Annotated in this window: 15 protein-coding genes; 12 read left to right on the forward strand and 3 right to left on the reverse strand. The window is 58.3% G+C overall.

Translation table 11 applies throughout. The features are described 5' to 3' along the window. Positions 1 to 159 precede the first annotated feature (159 nt). The 9 genes from dppB to AAE045_RS14550 all read left to right on the forward strand — a co-directional run bounded on the left by dppB (position 160) and on the right by AAE045_RS14550 (position 8,391). Positions 160 to 1,179: a dipeptide ABC transporter permease DppB gene (gene dppB / locus AAE045_RS14510; protein ID WP_455426469.1), complete on the forward strand. Its 1,020-nt coding sequence runs from the start codon at positions 160 to 162 to the stop codon at positions 1,177 to 1,179. A gap of 8 nt (positions 1,180 to 1,187) precedes the next feature. After that, positions 1,188 to 2,090, forward strand: coding sequence for a dipeptide ABC transporter permease DppC (gene dppC / locus AAE045_RS14515; protein WP_455426470.1), 903 nt, complete (start codon positions 1,188 to 1,190; stop codon positions 2,088 to 2,090). Positions 2,091 to 2,100: 10 nt separating this feature from the next. Beyond that, positions 2,101 to 3,084, forward strand: coding sequence for an ABC transporter ATP-binding protein (dppD, locus tag AAE045_RS14520; protein ID WP_455426471.1), 984 nt, complete (start codon positions 2,101 to 2,103; stop codon positions 3,082 to 3,084). Continuing rightward, positions 3,081 to 4,085 carry a dipeptide ABC transporter ATP-binding subunit DppF gene (gene dppF / locus AAE045_RS14525; protein WP_455548337.1) on the forward strand — a complete coding sequence of 335 codons (1,005 nt, stop codon included), beginning with the start codon at positions 3,081 to 3,083 and terminating at the stop codon, positions 4,083 to 4,085. Before dppD ends, dppF begins: the two co-directional genes overlap by 4 nt. Positions 4,086 to 4,455: 370 nt before the next feature. After that, complete coding sequence (locus tag AAE045_RS14530; RefSeq protein WP_455548338.1) at positions 4,456 to 5,640, forward strand: MFS transporter; 1,185 nt, start codon at positions 4,456 to 4,458, stop codon at positions 5,638 to 5,640. A gap of 57 nt (positions 5,641 to 5,697) precedes the next feature. Further along, positions 5,698 to 6,594: a LysR family transcriptional regulator gene (locus tag AAE045_RS14535; RefSeq protein ID WP_455548339.1), complete on the forward strand. Its 897-nt coding sequence runs from the start codon at positions 5,698 to 5,700 to the stop codon at positions 6,592 to 6,594. Positions 6,595 to 6,713: 119 nt separating this feature from the next. Further along, a complete protein-coding gene (locus AAE045_RS14540) occupies positions 6,714 to 7,040 on the forward strand; it encodes a helix-turn-helix domain-containing protein (RefSeq protein WP_455548340.1) in 327 nt (108 codons plus the stop codon). Then, a complete protein-coding gene (locus AAE045_RS14545) occupies positions 7,037 to 7,336 on the forward strand; it encodes a HipA N-terminal domain-containing protein (protein WP_455548341.1) in 300 nt (99 codons plus the stop codon). Before AAE045_RS14540 ends, AAE045_RS14545 begins: the two co-directional genes overlap by 4 nt. Continuing rightward, on the forward strand, positions 7,336 to 8,391 hold the full coding sequence (locus AAE045_RS14550; RefSeq protein ID WP_455548342.1) for a type II toxin-antitoxin system HipA family toxin: 1,056 nt from the start codon (positions 7,336 to 7,338) through the stop codon (positions 8,389 to 8,391). The genes AAE045_RS14545 and AAE045_RS14550 overlap by 1 nt, the downstream gene beginning before the upstream one ends. A gap of 61 nt (positions 8,392 to 8,452) precedes the next feature. On the opposite strand, the gene bcsG is transcribed toward AAE045_RS14550, so the two are convergent. Genes bcsG through bcsE form a run of 3 tightly spaced genes read right to left on the reverse strand, consistent with a single transcriptional unit; the run spans position 8,453 to position 11,881 of the window. Next, positions 8,453 to 10,132, reverse strand: coding sequence for a cellulose biosynthesis protein BcsG (bcsG, locus tag AAE045_RS14555; protein ID WP_455548343.1), 1,680 nt, complete (start codon positions 10,130 to 10,132; stop codon positions 8,453 to 8,455). Further along, positions 10,125 to 10,316, reverse strand: a complete 192-nt coding sequence (bcsF, locus tag AAE045_RS14560; protein WP_455548344.1) for a cellulose biosynthesis protein BcsF — start codon at positions 10,314 to 10,316, stop codon at positions 10,125 to 10,127. Before bcsF ends, bcsG begins: the two co-directional genes overlap by 8 nt. A gap of 2 nt (positions 10,317 to 10,318) precedes the next feature. Next, entirely contained in the window at positions 10,319 to 11,881 is a 1,563-nt protein-coding gene (gene bcsE / locus AAE045_RS14565) for a cellulose biosynthesis protein BcsE (protein WP_455548345.1), read from the reverse strand. Positions 11,882 to 12,053: 172 nt separating this feature from the next. On the opposite strand from bcsE, the gene bcsR reads away from it, so the two are divergent. From bcsR to bcsA, 3 genes are read left to right on the forward strand one after another with little or no spacing between them, the layout of a single operon-like run. After that, complete coding sequence (gene bcsR, locus AAE045_RS14570) at positions 12,054 to 12,239, forward strand: cellulose biosynthesis BcsR family protein (RefSeq protein WP_455426478.1); 186 nt, start codon at positions 12,054 to 12,056, stop codon at positions 12,237 to 12,239. Positions 12,240 to 12,251: 12 nt separating this feature from the next. Next, on the forward strand, positions 12,252 to 13,001 hold the full coding sequence (bcsQ, locus tag AAE045_RS14575; protein WP_455548346.1) for a cellulose biosynthesis protein BcsQ: 750 nt from the start codon (positions 12,252 to 12,254) through the stop codon (positions 12,999 to 13,001). Continuing rightward, entirely contained in the window at positions 12,998 to 15,619 is a 2,622-nt protein-coding gene (gene bcsA, locus AAE045_RS14580; protein ID WP_455548347.1) for a UDP-forming cellulose synthase catalytic subunit, read from the forward strand. The genes bcsQ and bcsA overlap by 4 nt, the downstream gene beginning before the upstream one ends. Positions 15,620 to 15,625 lie beyond the last annotated feature (6 nt).

Here is a 15,625-nt window from a genome sequence, read left to right on the forward strand (position 1 = left end):
TAGCCCCTCTTATTATCCACCCTGTGAAGTTGTAGGGTGGATAAGCGCCAGCGCCATCCACCGCTGAGGCCGTGGCAAAGAGGGGCGTATTATTTGTAATTTGTGAGCAATACAGACGGCGCGTGACCAGGCGCACCGTCACTACAGAGAATCCGGGTTATGTTGCAGTTCATCCTCCGACGTCTGGGATTAGTTATCCCCACGTTTATCGGTATTACCCTACTGACCTTCGCCTTCGTGCATATGATCCCCGGTGACCCGGTGCTGATCATGGCCGGTGAGCGAGGCATTTCTCCTGCTCGTCATGCACAGCTGCTGGCAGAACTTGGCCTTGATAAGCCGATGTGGCAGCAGTACCTCCATTACGTCTGGGGCGTGATGCATGGCGATCTGGGCATCTCCTTAAAAAGCCGCCTCCCGGTCTGGGATGAGTTCGTGCCGCGCTTTAAAGCGACGATGGAACTCGGCGTATGCGCCATGATCTTCGCCGTTGCCGTGGGTATCCCGGTTGGCGTGCTGGCCGCCGTTAAGCGTGGCTCCGTATTTGACCATACCGCGGTGGGCCTGGCCCTGACCGGCTACTCGATGCCGATTTTCTGGTGGGGGATGATGCTGATCATGCTGGTTTCGGTGTACTGGAACCTGACCCCGGTTTCCGGGCGAATAAGCGACACCGTGTTCCTCGACGACACCATGCCGCTCACCGGATTTATGCTGATAGACACGGCGATATGGGGGGAGCAGGGCGACTTTATCGACGCGCTGGCCCACATGGTGCTGCCTGCCGTCGTGCTCGGCACCATTCCGCTGGCGGTTATCGTGCGTATGACTCGTTCGGCGATGCTGGAAGTGCTGGGCGAGGATTACATCCGCACCGCTCGCGCCAAAGGTTTGACGCGCATGCGCGTTATCGTGGTTCACGCTCTGCGTAACGCCATGCTGCCTGTCGTCACCGTTATCGGCCTGCAGGTCGGTACGATGCTGGCCGGTGCGATCCTGACGGAAACTATCTTCTCCTGGCCCGGCCTTGGCCGCTGGCTGATTGACGCGTTGCAGCGTCGTGACTACCCGGTAGTGCAGGGCGGTGTCTTACTGGTGGCGACGATGATTATTCTCGTCAACCTGATAGTCGACCTGCTGTACGGCGTGGTGAACCCGCGTATCCGCCACAAGAAATAAGGGCCATCATGACGCAAATAACTCAACAAAAAGTGGTGGCGGCGCCTAAGCCAATGACGCCGTTCCAGGAATTCTGGCACTACTTCAAACGTAATAAAGGCGCGGTTGTCGGCCTGGTATACGTCACGGTGATGATTCTGATCGCCATCTTCGCCAACTTCATCTCGCCGCACGGCCCGGCTGAACAGTTCCGCGACGCGCTGCTGCACCCGCCGGTCTGGCAGGAAGGCGGCAGCTGGCAGTTTATCCTCGGCACCGATGACGTCGGCCGCGACATCATGGCCCGCCTGATGTACGGCGCGCGCCTGTCGCTGCTGGTCGGCTGCCTGGTGGTTGTGCTCTCGCTGGTGATGGGCGTGGTGCTGGGCCTGATTGCCGGCTACTTCGGCGGCCTCATCGACAACATCATCATGCGCGTGGTCGACATCATGCTGGCCCTGCCAAGCCTGCTGCTGGCGCTGGTGCTGGTGGCTATTTTTGGCCCGTCGATTGTCAACGCCTCGCTGGCCCTGACCTTCGTTGCCCTACCGCACTATGTGCGACTGACGCGCGGCGCGGTGCTGGTGGAAGTAAACCGTGACTACGTGACGGCATCCCGCGTGGCGGGCGCAAGCCCGATGCGCCAGATGTTCATCAACATTCTGCCGAACTGCCTCGCACCGCTTATCGTGCAGGCCTCGCTTGGCTTCTCTAACGCCATTCTCGACATGGCCGCCCTTGGCTTCCTTGGCATGGGTGCGCAGCCGCCGACGCCGGAGTGGGGCACCATGCTCTCCGACGTGCTGCAGTTCGCGCAAAGCGCCTGGTGGGTTGTGACCTTCCCGGGTCTGGCAATCCTGCTGACGGTGCTGGCATTTAACCTGATGGGTGACGGGCTGCGTGACGCGCTCGATCCTAAACTGAAGCAGTAAGAGGCTCGAGATGGCGTTATTGAATGTAGATAAATTATCGGTGCACTTCGGCGACGAAGGCACCCCGTTCCGTGCCGTAGACCGCATCAGCTATAACGTTAGCCAGGGTGAAGTCGTGGGTATCGTGGGCGAGTCCGGCTCCGGCAAGTCCGTCAGCTCGCTGGCGATTATGGGGCTGATTGACTATCCCGGCCGCGTCATGGCCGAGAAGCTGGAGTTCAACGGTCGGGACCTGCAAAAAATCTCCGAGAAAGAGCGTCGTAACCTGGTCGGCGCCGAAGTGGCGATGATCTTCCAGGACCCGATGACCAGCCTGAACCCGTGCTACACCGTTGGTTTTCAGATAATGGAAGCCATCAAGGTGCACCAGGGCGGCAACAAAAAAACGCGCGTTCAGCGCGCAATCGACCTGCTGAACCTGGTGGGCATTCCGGATGCGGCATCGCGCCTGGACGTCTATCCGCACCAGCTTTCCGGCGGCATGAGCCAGCGCGTGATGATCGCCATGGCGATTGCCTGTCGGCCAAAGCTGCTGATTGCCGATGAGCCAACCACCGCGCTGGACGTGACCATCCAGGCGCAGATCATCGAGCTGCTGCTGGAGCTGCAGCAAAAAGAGAACATGGCGCTGATTTTAATCACCCATGACCTCGCGCTGGTGGCGGAAGCGGCGCACAAAATCATCGTGATGTACGCAGGCCAGGTGGTGGAAACGGGCGAAGCGAAGGATATCTTCCGCGCGCCGCGCCATCCGTATACCCAGGCCCTGCTGCGCGCGCTGCCGGAGTTTGCGCAGGATAAAGCCCGTCTGGCCTCGCTGCCGGGCGTGGTGCCGGGCAAGTACGACCGCCCGAACGGCTGCCTGCTCAACCCGCGCTGCCCGTATGCCACGGACCGCTGCCGCGCGGAAGAGCCAGAACTGAACCTTGTGGACAATGGGCGCCAGTCCAAGTGCCACTATCCCCTCGATGATGCCGGGAGGCCAACGCTATGAGTACCGAACAGGCCACCGCGCAACCGCTGCTGCGGGCCATCGATTTAAAGAAACACTATCCGGTCAAGAAGGGCATCTTCGGACAGGAACGCCTGGTGAAGGCGCTGGACGGCGTGTCGTTTGAGCTGGAGCGTGGTAAAACGCTGGCGGTGGTGGGCGAGTCCGGCTGTGGGAAATCCACCCTGGGCCGCCTGCTGACGATGATCGAAATCCCGACCGGCGGCGAGCTGTACTACCAGGGCCAGGATCTGCTGGTGCCGGACGTCACGGCTGAAAAGCTCAGGCGTCAGAAAATCCAGATCGTCTTCCAGAACCCGTACGGCTCTCTGAACCCGCGCAAGAAAGTAGGGCAGATTCTGGAAGAGCCGCTGCAAATCAACTCGAACCTGAGCAAAGCCGAGCGCCGTGAAAAAGCGCTGGCGATGATGGCGAAGGTGGGGCTGAAAACCGAGCATTACGATCGCTACCCGCACATGTTCTCCGGCGGCCAGCGCCAGCGTATCGCTATCGCCCGTGGTCTGATGTTAGATCCGGACGTGGTGATTGCCGATGAGCCAGTTTCCGCGCTGGACGTGTCGGTGCGCGCGCAGGTGCTGAACCTGATGATGGATTTGCAGCAGGATATGGGGCTGTCGTACGTGTTTATCTCCCACGACCTGTCCGTGGTAGAACACATTGCCGACGAAGTGATGGTGATGTACCTGGGCCGCTGCGTGGAGAAGGGCACGAAAGACCAGATCTTCTCCAACCCGCGCCACCCGTACACCCAGGCGCTGCTGTCTGCGACCCCGCGTCTGAACCCGGACGACCGTCGTGAACGCATCAAGCTAACCGGCGAGCTGCCAAGCCCGCTGAACCCACCGCCGGGCTGCGCCTTCAACGCCCGCTGCCGCCGCCGTTTCGGCCCCTGCACCCAGCTGCAGCCGCAGCTCAGGGAGTACGGCGGCCAGCTGGTCGCCTGCTTCGCCGTTGACCAGGATGAGAACGGGGAAATCCGTTAAATAAAAAGCCGGGAATTTTCCCGGCTTTTTTATTTGTCGGGCAGATAAGCCTGCGTCATCCGCCTTCTGAAAGGCCTAGCGGTGGATGGTGCTGGCGCTTATCCACCCTACGAATCCTGGTTTTCCCTCTTTGTCGTAGGTCGGATAAGCGTAGCGTCATCCGACAATATAATTTTCTCCTATCTATATCCAGATTCCAGCAATGCGGTGATACCGCACCTCTCCGCCGCAAAACGTTATTGTTCACCCACGGAAACAGTGAAATCGTGTTTGATGGATTTATCGCTTTTCCAGGTCTGCGTAGATTGTGATCCCTGTCACTTCCGCGCCCGATGCGCGGATCGCGCTTCTACCTGAGATGAGCGTTACTATGCTGAATAATAAAGATAAACCTGCACTGACATCGTGGATGGCCGTTTTCTCCCTGACCGTTGCCTGCTTCGTGATGGTTACCACCGAATTCCTGCCTATCGGCCTGCTGACCAATATCGCGCCTTCGCTGGGCGTGAGTACGGGTACGGCGGGGCTGATGGTCACCACGCCGGGGATTGTTGCCGCCGTCGCTGCTCCCGTGCTTAGCCTGATTTCAGGGCGTCTCGACAGGCGCTGGCTGATGATTGGGCTGTCCGCACTGCTGGTGGTCTCCAATCTTATCTCCGCCGTGGCCGTGAATTTCCCGATGATGCTGCTGGGCCGCGTGCTGCTCGGCGTCTGCGTGGGGGGGTTCTGGTCCTTCTCAATGAACTACGGGCGTCATCTTGTGCCCGAAGCCAGCCAGGGGCGTGCCGTGGCGCTGATTATTAGCGGTGTTTCCGTTGGCGCGGTTTGTGGCGTGCCTGCCGGAGCGCTGATTGGCGATCTGTTCGGCTGGCGCGCGGCGTTCTTCGGCAGCGCGGCCCTTGCGGTTGGCGTGTTCATTGCCCAGCTGCGCCTGTTAACCCCCGTGCCGCCATCCCGCCCCGTCACGCCGCAGGATCTGCTGCTGCCGTTCCGCCTGCCGATGGCACGTATTGGCCTGATCGCTATCGTGCTGCTGTTTGTCGGGCATTTCGCTGCCTACACCTACCTGCGGCCCCTGTTGCAGCAGGTGTTCGTGCTGAGTCCGTCGGCGATATCCGTGCAGCTGCTGGCCTACGGTGCCGTGGGGCTGCTGGGTACGTTTGCCGGGGAGCGCCTGGCGGCGCATAGCCTGCGCGCTACCTTTATCCTGGTCGCCGCCATGCTGGCGAGCATTTTGATTGTTTCCCCGTTCCTGAGCGGCCTGCCGGGCGCCACGCTGATGGTGCTGGTCTGGGGCCTGGCGTTTGGCGCGGTGCCAGTCTGTGCGACAAACTGGATGTTCGAGCACGTGCCGCAGGCTCCCGAAGCCGGGCAGGCGCTGCTGGTGTGCGTTATCCAGATTGCGCTGGCCTCCGGCGCGCTGCTGGGCGGCGAAGTGGTGGACTGGCAGGGCGTGAGCAGCGCGATGCTCTTCGGCGGGGCGCTGATTCTTTCCGCCGCGCTGGTATTTGGCCTCTCCTTGCGCACCAGCCTGATTAGCGCTAAACAGTCATAACGATTATTCCTTCCGATAAACAGTCCCGGCGGCGCCGGGACTGTCACTGAGAGCGCTATGGATCATCATTTACTGGCAATTCGCGTTTTTAACCGCGTGGTGGAGACGGGCGGCTTTACCCGTGCGGCGGACTCTCTGCGCATGCCGAAAGCCACCGTCACCAAGCTGATACAGAATCTGGAAGACCATCTGCAAACCAAGCTGTTTCAGCGCACCACGCGGAGCGTATCGGTGACGCCGGAAGGGGAGTGCTATTACCGCCGGACGGTGAAGTGGCTCGCCGACCTGGAGCAGATGGAAGGGTGCATGACCGAATCCCAGAGCGCGCCGCAGGGCGTACTGCGGATAGACGTGGGCGGGGGAACGGCAAAGCACGTTCTGCTGCCAGCGCTGAGGGAGTTTCTTGAGCGCTATCCGCAGATTCAGATAGACCTCGGCGTCGGCGACCGCAATATCGACCTGATTAACGACAGCGCGGACTGCGTGATCCGCAGCGGCCCGCTGGCCGACTCCACGCTGATTGCCCGCCGCTTGTTCGACCTGGAATGGGTGACCTGCGCCTCCCCTGACTATCTCGCCCGCTACGGCACCCCAAAACATCCCGCTGAACTGGAGCAGGGTTACCCGCTGACCCACTATCGCCATGCGGTAAACGACCGGGTGCTGCCGCTGCGCTTTGTCGACCGGGGAAAAACGATGGAGCTGCTTTATCGCTATCAGGTCAGCGTCAACGAGGGCAACGCGCTGCTGGCCTCGGCGCTGGCGGGGCTGGGGATAATTCAGACGCTCAGGTTTATGGCCGAGCCCCATCTGCAAAGCGGCGAGCTGGTAAGCGTACTAAGCGACTGGCAGCCGCCGGGGGAAAATATGTTCCTGGTTTATCCTTCCAACCGCCACCTGAGCGCAAAGCTGCGGGTGTTTATCGAGTGGGCGGTGGAGCGTTTTAATAGCTGAAGTGCCATTTTTGAGCTAAACTTCTCTATCATTTATTAATGGGTCATTTGTGAGCTTAATCGATTTTTTAGGCTTTTTATTGAACCTTATATTGGCTAATGAGAGAAAATAGGTCACATATGGCCCATATCGATAAAAACCAGTTTGCCGAACGGCTGCTAACGCTAAGTGCTGAACTAAGGACGCTGAGTGATGAAGTCACGCAAGATACGTCTGCCCTGATGCAACAAAGTGAGGGGCAAATGATAGATGACCTGGCTCAGTTTGGCCTGCAGCTAAACGCCCGACGAAAAGCGCTGGGAATCGATCTGGCGATGCTGGAGCTGCAAACGGGTATCTCCGTGTCGACGCTTAAACGTTTATTCAAAGACCCGGCGCAGGTGAAATTCGGCACCGTGATGGCCGTTGCACAAGCGCTGGGAGTGAAACTATGCAGCGGCGTGTGAACGTTTTTCTCTATGGGGAAAACGTCGGTGAGCTGCAGCAAAATGACGATGGTTTTTTGTTTACCTATCGGCAGGGTTACTCGGGCCCGGCGCTGTCAGTCAGCCTGCCCGTTGCCAATGGATCTTTCCACCACGGCACGCTACACCCCTATTTCGCTTCGCTTGCGCCGGAAGGATGGCTCAATAAGCGCTACAGCCAGCTTCAGCATCGCGACGAGGCGGACCTGCTGGGCATGCTTATCGACAATGGCGAAAACCTGATCGGCGCCGTGCGGTTTAGCAACAAGGAGGATTAATGGATCGTTGCCGCATATTACTTACTCCACTGGATAAACCTGCGGAAATAGCGGCGGGCTATTCCGCAAAAGGGCTAAAAATGCTGGCTGGCAGTTCGCGAGTCAATCCTCAGCTGGGTTTTACCCGCCGTCAGTTTGTCTACGAGTTGCCGAAGGTGCAAAAAGGGATGAGCATCTCCGGTTTCCAGCCCAAACTTCAGATTGTGCTTGCCGGTGACCGTTTTGCCGTTGTGGATCATCAGGGTGAATTTATCCTCAAACCCTCCCCGGATGAGTTTCCTTCTCTCGCCCAGAATGAACACGCGACGATGGTGCTGATGTCACGGCTTGGCTTTCAGGTTCCGGCCAACGGGCTGCTGTGTTTTGCGCCGGAGCAAGAGCATGACCAACCAGAATATGCTTTTGCAGTGCGCAGATTCGATCGCGACAGGGCAGGACTTCCGTTGCATCAGGAGCAGCTGGATGGGGCAATGAACATCGCGGAGAAATATGGCAAAACAGGCAGTGATGACAGGCAATATGTCAGCTACCAGCAAATTGCCGAGTTTCTGATTAAGCATGTTAATGACAACCTGATGTTTAAGGTCGACCTGTTCAGGCGCGTTGTTTATGCGTGGCTGCTGGGTAACAACGACATGCATCTGCGAAACTTCGGTCTTATCCACCCTCGCGTCGGCAGGCCGTACTTATCCCCGGTTTATGATTTTGTCTCAGTTGCTCCCTATCGCGATGCGTTCGCCTCAGGCTACCTGGCGCTGCCGCTGTTACGCTGTGAAGAAGGCGACGAAGACCTTGCTCCTGGTTTTAAGACCCAGTATGGCGAATATATCGGTAAAGATTTCATGGAGTTTGGCAAGCTGATTGGCCTGCACGAGCGGCTTGTTAAAAAGCTATTTTCGGATTTACGGGAAGAGGCAGCCATCGTTGAGGCAACCTATAAAGCATCCTTTATGTCGGAGAGGGATATTGAGCAGGTCCTTGATTGCTACCAGCATCGCCTGGGCCTGCTGAAGCATATTTTGGAGCCAGAACTTGAAGCCCGATCGGAAGGATGACGCTTGCGCTTTTCCACCCTACAACGACAAGTCAGCAGGATGAAAAAGCGCATCGTTAGCTTTACTGCGGGTAAGGCACCCAGTCGCCGCCGTTGAGGCGCACGTACGGTTTGTTCTGATACTGAATCACTATCGCGTTCGAGTTTTCAGAGACCGGCGCGGTCTGCGGCAGGTTGTTCGTCAGGGCGTCCCAGTCAACCTGGTCGGCCACGAAGTTCTTACCGTCGACGGAGCGGGCGACCAGCTCGGATACCGCCAGCATGCTGCTTGGCTGGGTGATTTCAATGGCGTCCCCTTCGTGCGGCGCCTTCATGCCGACGAACTTAATGCCGACCGGCACGTGGGTGATGTCCGGGCTTGGGATATCGCGCAGGCCGGAGACCTGCATTTTATCGCCTTTCAGCGCCGCGCCATGCTCCGGCACAATCACCACCATCACTTTACGGCCCGATTTCTCCAGATTCGTCAGGAACGCATCCAGTTCGTCAAACAGCTTCTGGGCGCGGACTTTGTAATCTGCGGTTTTGCTGTTGCCCGGGAAGTGGTTGCCGTCATGCAGCGGCAGCAGGTTATAGAAGGTTGCGCTACGGGTATTCGGCTCGCGCTCTTCGCCTTCCATCCAGCGGTTCAGCACGGCTGTATCGTCGTAGACCGGGGAGTTATCAAACGACAGCAGGCCGGTCGGCAACCCTTTCTGGTCCATCAGCGGCGACTGCATGCCGCCGTATTCGCGCACTTCTTTCAGGAAGTCACCGAACACGCCGTTGTGGTCCATCATCAGGTGCTGGCTGAAGCCAAGCTTGGCCAGATTTTCAAACAGGTAGCACTGGCTGCCTTCCGGCGAGTAGAGATTTTTATGCGACGGCTGGCCGCAGCTGGCGCGCAGCAGGCGAATCGCCGCCGGGCCGCTGTAGGAGGTTGCCGAGTTAAAGTTTTTGAACAGAATATCGAAGTGCTTCCACAGCGGGTGATTGCTCAGGCCCGCGGCGTCAATGTCTGACCAGGAGAGCGAGCAGATGTTGATCACCAGCAGCTCAAACGGCTGCGAATCCGCAGGCAGGGAGGTCGGGAATGTCGTCACGCGCTTTGCTTCGGCGGCGTAGAAGCTGTTCAGCCAGGCGGTCAGGTTCTGAGTGGTTGGCGGTGCGGTCTGGGCCGGGATATCACCGGGCACCGGGGCGATTGCAGCACCAGTTTCTGTCGCGGCGGCGGTTGCGCCCGCCGTAGCCGCTGCTGGTGCCTGCGCCGCGCTCGGAAACAGCGAAATGGCAGGGCCGGCAATGGTCAGCACGTTCAGCCAGATAAGCGCGGCCACCACAAATACGGTCACGCGGATCCACTGGGACAGGAACAGCCAGGCAACCAGCAGCACGAAGGCGGCGCCGACCATCTCCCAGTTGATAAAGCGTGTCACCAGGTCAATCAGGTAATCCATGCTGAAGCCCGCCAGCTGCGAGCCCTGGCTCATGATGCTTTCCGGGCCGGGCAGCCAGGTATCGTGCCAGAACAGGCCAATCCCCACGGGCAGCGCAATCCAGTTGCGCAGGCGGTGGAGCTTCAGGCTCGGCAGCGGGAAGAGCAGAAAAGCGACGAACACCAGGTTAGCCAGCGGGTGGAAATTCAGGTAGCCCGTCCACAGCAGGCCGAACTTCAGCAGATAGTAGAAGTTCCAGCCTCCGAGGCCGCGCCAGGATTGCCATAAAGGGGCTAGCGGAGATCCCGCCGGTACTTTTTTAGTCATGTCGATGGTCTGCCTTGACAGAAGTGCGGCGCAGCGTGCCGGCCGGCTTCACGTAGCGTGGTTTCAGGAATAAAAGTCGAATCGTTGCCGTCAGGCGCGGCAGCCAGCGGTGGGCCACATAGCCAAACGGGATAAAGATAATCGCGCACAGGGCGATGAGCTGCAGGATATCGGTCAGGTTCATGGCTATTCCGCTTGCTCCTTTTCCGTCGCTTTAAGGAGCGTGGTCGGCACGGCGATGCGTCGCGCGGCCTGGCTGCTGCGGTTTACCCGGCGCGCCTCGCTAATCTCCAGCGAGACGTCCAGCGGTTTGGTCCATTTTTCCGGGTTCATGGCCTGCATCTGCACGATTTCGGCGGAAATCTGGTTATCTTCATACCACACCATGCGGTTGGAAAAGATATCGCCCGCAGGCAGGGGGAAGATGTGGCTCAGGGCGATATCCAGGTCGTTGATTCGGCAGAACGGTAAAAACAGCGTGATGCGGTTTTCGCTGATGGTCATGATGTCACCCAGGCGGTTAGGGCGGCACAGCGTCAGCGCCTGTTCGGCCCGCAGGCCAGGGACCGGACGCAGGGCGACCATCACCCCTTTGCCGTCCTGCGGCAGCAGAGTGTTGTTCATCAGTGCGGCGACCGCATTGCAGAAGACGTCCCACGGCTGATAGCCGCGCAGCTTAAGCGGCTGCATCTGGTCAATAAGCAGGTTGATATCTTCCGGCACGTGGCGGCTGAACTGCTGGCCCTGAATGCTTTCAATCATCGTCAGGCTGCGGGAGAGCGGTGCGTTCCAGGGGATAATCAGCGTTGCGCCACACCCCAGCAGCAGCCGTTCGTCCGTGGCGCGCAGGCTGGCGTTATTCTCCCTGACGACAATTTTCATCGCGCTGCCGCGCTGGCGGCGCAGGGTGTGGATCTGGTGGGCCAGATCGTCAATTTGGTTATTTTTAGCCAGCGAGAAGATGACCGTGGAAGCCTGCGCGCTGCGGGCAGCCTCAAACAGGGCATCGTTAGTGCTGAACAGCTGCCAGTATTCGGAGAGCGGCGGTGCCCCTTCGAGGATGGCGCTGTGGCTGAGGATCTGCTTTTCATCGCTGCGCGGCTGCAGGTCGGCGTCGGCTGTTTCCACGAGCCGCCACTCCTCGTTCTGCCACTGCAGATCGAGCTGCTGCTGGGCGCTGACGCCCTTCTCGTTGCACCAGAAGGAGACGTCGTAGCGGCAAATGTCTCCCTGATAGCGCATCGTCGCAAGGCCGTTGAGGATCCTGTGCTCGCTAACCAATAAAGAGCGTTGTTTATCGCTTTTATTTCCGGTATTAAGCAATAAGATGCTGCATTTATAGCGCTGGGTCCATTTTGCAAGGCCCTGCAACCATAGGCGCAGTTCTTCCGTGGATATATTTTCCCAAGATTGTTCCGAAAGTAACAAAATAAAGAAATAATGCTCCGGGTTGAGGCTGCACATCAAATCGCGGCGCATATATTTTAGACCATCTTTTGATGCCGGCATGCTAAAGAGGCGAATTTTCTCTGGACCGTGATTATCATCCAGTTTTACTATTTTGTGGGGTTTTATTTCCTGGGTGACTACCGCCACTTTAGTCCGGCTGTCCTGCGCTGCAACTGTTTGATTTATAAGTTTTACAGCGTCATCCTGACGATCAACGTTGAGCCACCAAACCCCACCGGCTGGCATGTGTCGCAATTCGTCCCACAAAGAACGGATGCCGACCGAAAATATGGGTTCCATGGCGTCCCCTTGATGAAAAATTAGTATGTATGTCAGTTTACTAGCGAAAGCCTGGAAATAAACCTAACATTGAAAATAAACAGCATCGGTTTTAGCATTGTAAATCAATTTTCGTTTTCCGAACATTTACCAGTATCCTTGTCGCGGGTACGGTTAAGGAACATTAGTCATAATGCGTGAAAAAGAAGCTGAAGATGTTCAGGAGACGCCGCTTGCCTATGCTTTCCAGAATGATTTTTTAGCGCTCAGCAAAGCTTTCTCCTTGCCGGAAATAGATTATACCGATATATCAGCGCGGGAACAGCTGGCGACGGCGCTCAAACGATGGCCTTTGCTGGCAGAACTAACGCAACAATAGGGAGTGAGCCTGATGGCGATCATTGGGTTACAGGGGTTGCGTGGTGGCGTGGGAACCACCTCTATCACCGCAGCGCTTGGCTGGTCTTTACAACAATTAGGTGAATCAGTTCTGGTGGTGGATGCCTCACCGGACAATTTGTTGCGTCTGTACTTTAATATTGAGTTCGCCGAAACGGGCGGCTGGGCGCGTGCCCTGCTGGATAACCGCGACTGGCACGCTGCGGCGTGGAGCTATACCACGCACCTGGACGTTTTGCCTTTCGGGCAGCTGACCGGCGGCGAGCGTGAAACCTTTACCTCCCTTGAAAAGGCCCTCGGCTATTTCAGCCACGCACTGGAAGAGTTAAAGGCCAGCGGCCGCTATCAGTGGATTCTGGTGGATCTGCCGCACGGCTACGATCCGCTGACGCGCCAGCTATTAAGCCAGATTGATCGCGTCATCACGGTGGCGAAGCCCGATACGAACTGCCATACCCGGCTGCATCAGCAGACGCTGCCGGCCGGTTCGCTGCTGCTGGTTAACTATCTTCTGGTGGCAAGCCAGCTGCAGGATGATATTTACCAGATCTGGCTGCAAAGCCAGCGCAGCATGATCCCGATTGTGCTCCACCGGGACGAGGCGATGGCGGAATCGGCGGCCAGCAAACAGCCGGTGGGCGAGTACAGCCCGGACTCGCTGGTTGCCAACGAGATAATGACGCTTGCCAACTGGTGCCTGCTGCGCTTCCCGGCTAAAAGCCATGCCGGAGTGAATGCATGACCAGCCTGACCCAGTGGCTGCTGCTGCCTGCCGCGAGCGAGCGGCTTAGCACACGCTATACGACATACCGCCGTAACGGCGCACCGCCGTTCAGCGCGGCGATTGGCTGTATCTGGCTGGCGCTGGCGTGGATGTTCTTCCCGCTGGAAAACGACCGCTGGTCGCGCATCCGCACCCAGCACGCGAAGTTTTATCCCCACCTCAATCCGAACCGCCCTCGTCCGCTGGACGCGCTTCGTTATCTCGTGCAAAGCGCCTGGCTGATGGTTGCTACCCGGCCCCACAGGCTCAGCATGTGGGATCGCTTCACCACGCTGAACAGAATCAGGGCCGTTCGCGCGCGCTGGCACGCCTGGCTCGATAAAATGCCCGAGCGCTTTTCGCAGCAGACCAGCCACCTGAGCAAACAGAAAGAGCTGCGCCACCTGAGCAAAGGGCTGCGCCGCGTGCTGATCGGCGTGATCGTGGTGTTCTCGTTTATTCTGGCGATCATGTGCGTTACCCAGCCGTTCAACCCGCTCTCCCAGTTCATCTTCCTGATGCTGCTGTGGGGCGTGGCGCTGCTGGTGCGCCGCATTCCAGGGCGCTTCGCCGCGCTGATGCTCATCGTGCTGTCGCTGACCGTGTCGTGCCGCTATATCTGGTGGCGCTATACCTCGACGCTGAATTGGAACGACCCGGTCAGCCTGGTATGCGGGCTGATTCTGCTGTTCGCGGAAACCTACGCCTGGCTGGTGCTGATCATGGGCTACTTCCAGATTGTCTGGCCGCTGAACCGCCAGCCGGTGCCGATGCCGAAAGACACCAGCACCTGGCCGATGGTCGACATCTTTGTCCCAACCTATAACGAAGATTTAAGCGTGGTGAAGGGCACGATTTACGCCTCGCTGGGTATCGACTGGCCGAAAGACAAGCTGAACATCTGGATTCTGGATGACGGCGGCCGCGAGGTATTCCGTGAGTTTGCCGAACAGGTGGGCGTGAAATACATCGCCCGCACCACGCATGAGCATGCCAAAGCCGGTAACATCAACAACGCCCTTAAGCACGCCACCGGCGAGTTCGTGGCAATTTTTGACTGCGACCACGTGCCGACCCGCTCGTTCCTTCAGCTGACCATGGGCTGGTTCTTTAAAGAGAAAGAGCTGGCGATGATGCAGACGCCGCACCACTTCTTCTCGCCGGATCCGTTTGAGCGCAACCTCGGGCGCTTCCGTAAAACCCCGAACGAAGGGACGCTGTTCTACGGGCTGGTGCAGGACGGCAACGACATGTGGGATGCCACCTTCTTCTGCGGCTCCTGTGCGGTTATCCGCCGTGAGCCGCTGGACGCGATTGGCGGCATTGCCGTAGAAACCGTAACCGAAGATGCCCATACCTCGCTGCGTTTACACCGCCGGGGCTGGACGTCCGCCTACCTGCGTATACCGCAGGCTGCGGGCCTGGCAACGGAAAGCCTTTCGGCACACATTGGCCAGCGTATTCGCTGGGCGCGGGGCATGACGCAGATTTTCCGCCTCGATAACCCGCTGTTCGGCAAAGGGCTGAAGCTGGCGCAGCGTTTGTGCTACGCCAACGCCATGTTCCACTTCTTGTCCGGTATTCCGCGGCTGATCTTCCTGACCGCGCCGCTGGCGTTTCTGCTGCTTCATGCCTATATCATCTACGCACCGGCGTTGAGCATCGCGCTCTTCGTACTGCCGCATATGATCCACGCCAGCCTGACGAACTCGAAGATTCAGGGGAAATACCGCCACTCGTTCTGGAGTGAAATTTACGAAACGGTGCTGGCCTGGTATATCGCCCAGCCGACGCTGGTGGCGCTGTTTAACCCGCACAAGGGCACGTTTAACGTGACGGCGAAGGGCGGCCTGGTGGAGAACGAATATGTCGACTGGGTGATCACCAAGCCGTATCTGTGGCTGGTGATGCTCAACCTGCTTGGCGTCGCGGTCGGCATCTGGCGCTTCTTCTACGGGCCTGAAAACGAGGCGCTGACCTGTATTGTGAGCATCGTGTGGGTGACCTATAACCTGATTATTCTCGGCGGTGCCGTTGCGGTGTCGGTGGAAAGTAAGCAGGTTCGCCATTCGCACCGCGTTGAGATTCGTATGCCAGCGGCTATCGCCCGCGAAGACGGCCACCTCTTCCCCTGCACCGTGCTGGACTATTCCGACGGCGGGGTAGGGATCAAGCTTGACGGCTCCGCCAACGTGCTGGAAGGGCAGAAGGTGAATCTGCTGCTCAAACGCGGGCAGCAGGAGTTCTTCTTCCCGGCGCAGGTTATGCGCGTCTTCGACGACGAAGTGGGTTTAAAGCTCGTTAATATGACGACCCGCCAGCATATTGATTTTATTCAATGTACCTTTGCCCGCGCGGATACCTGGGCGCTGTGGCAGGACAGTTTCCCGGAAGACAAGCCGCTGGAGAGTCTGCTGGACATCTTCAAGCTGGGCTTCAGGGGTTACCGACATCTGGCAGAGTTCGCTCCGCCATCACTGAAATTTATCTTCCACACCTTCACCCTGCTGGTGGACTGGATTGTGTCATTTATTCCGCGTAGCCCGGCGGAAACCCGAGCAGAACAGCGGACAGTGTCTGCATTGGCCCAACTTTGATGAAAA

The organism is Dryocola clanedunensis, assembly GCF_038405435.1.
In the GTDB taxonomy this organism is placed as follows: Bacteria; Pseudomonadota; Gammaproteobacteria; order Enterobacterales; family Enterobacteriaceae; genus Dryocola; species Dryocola clanedunensis_A.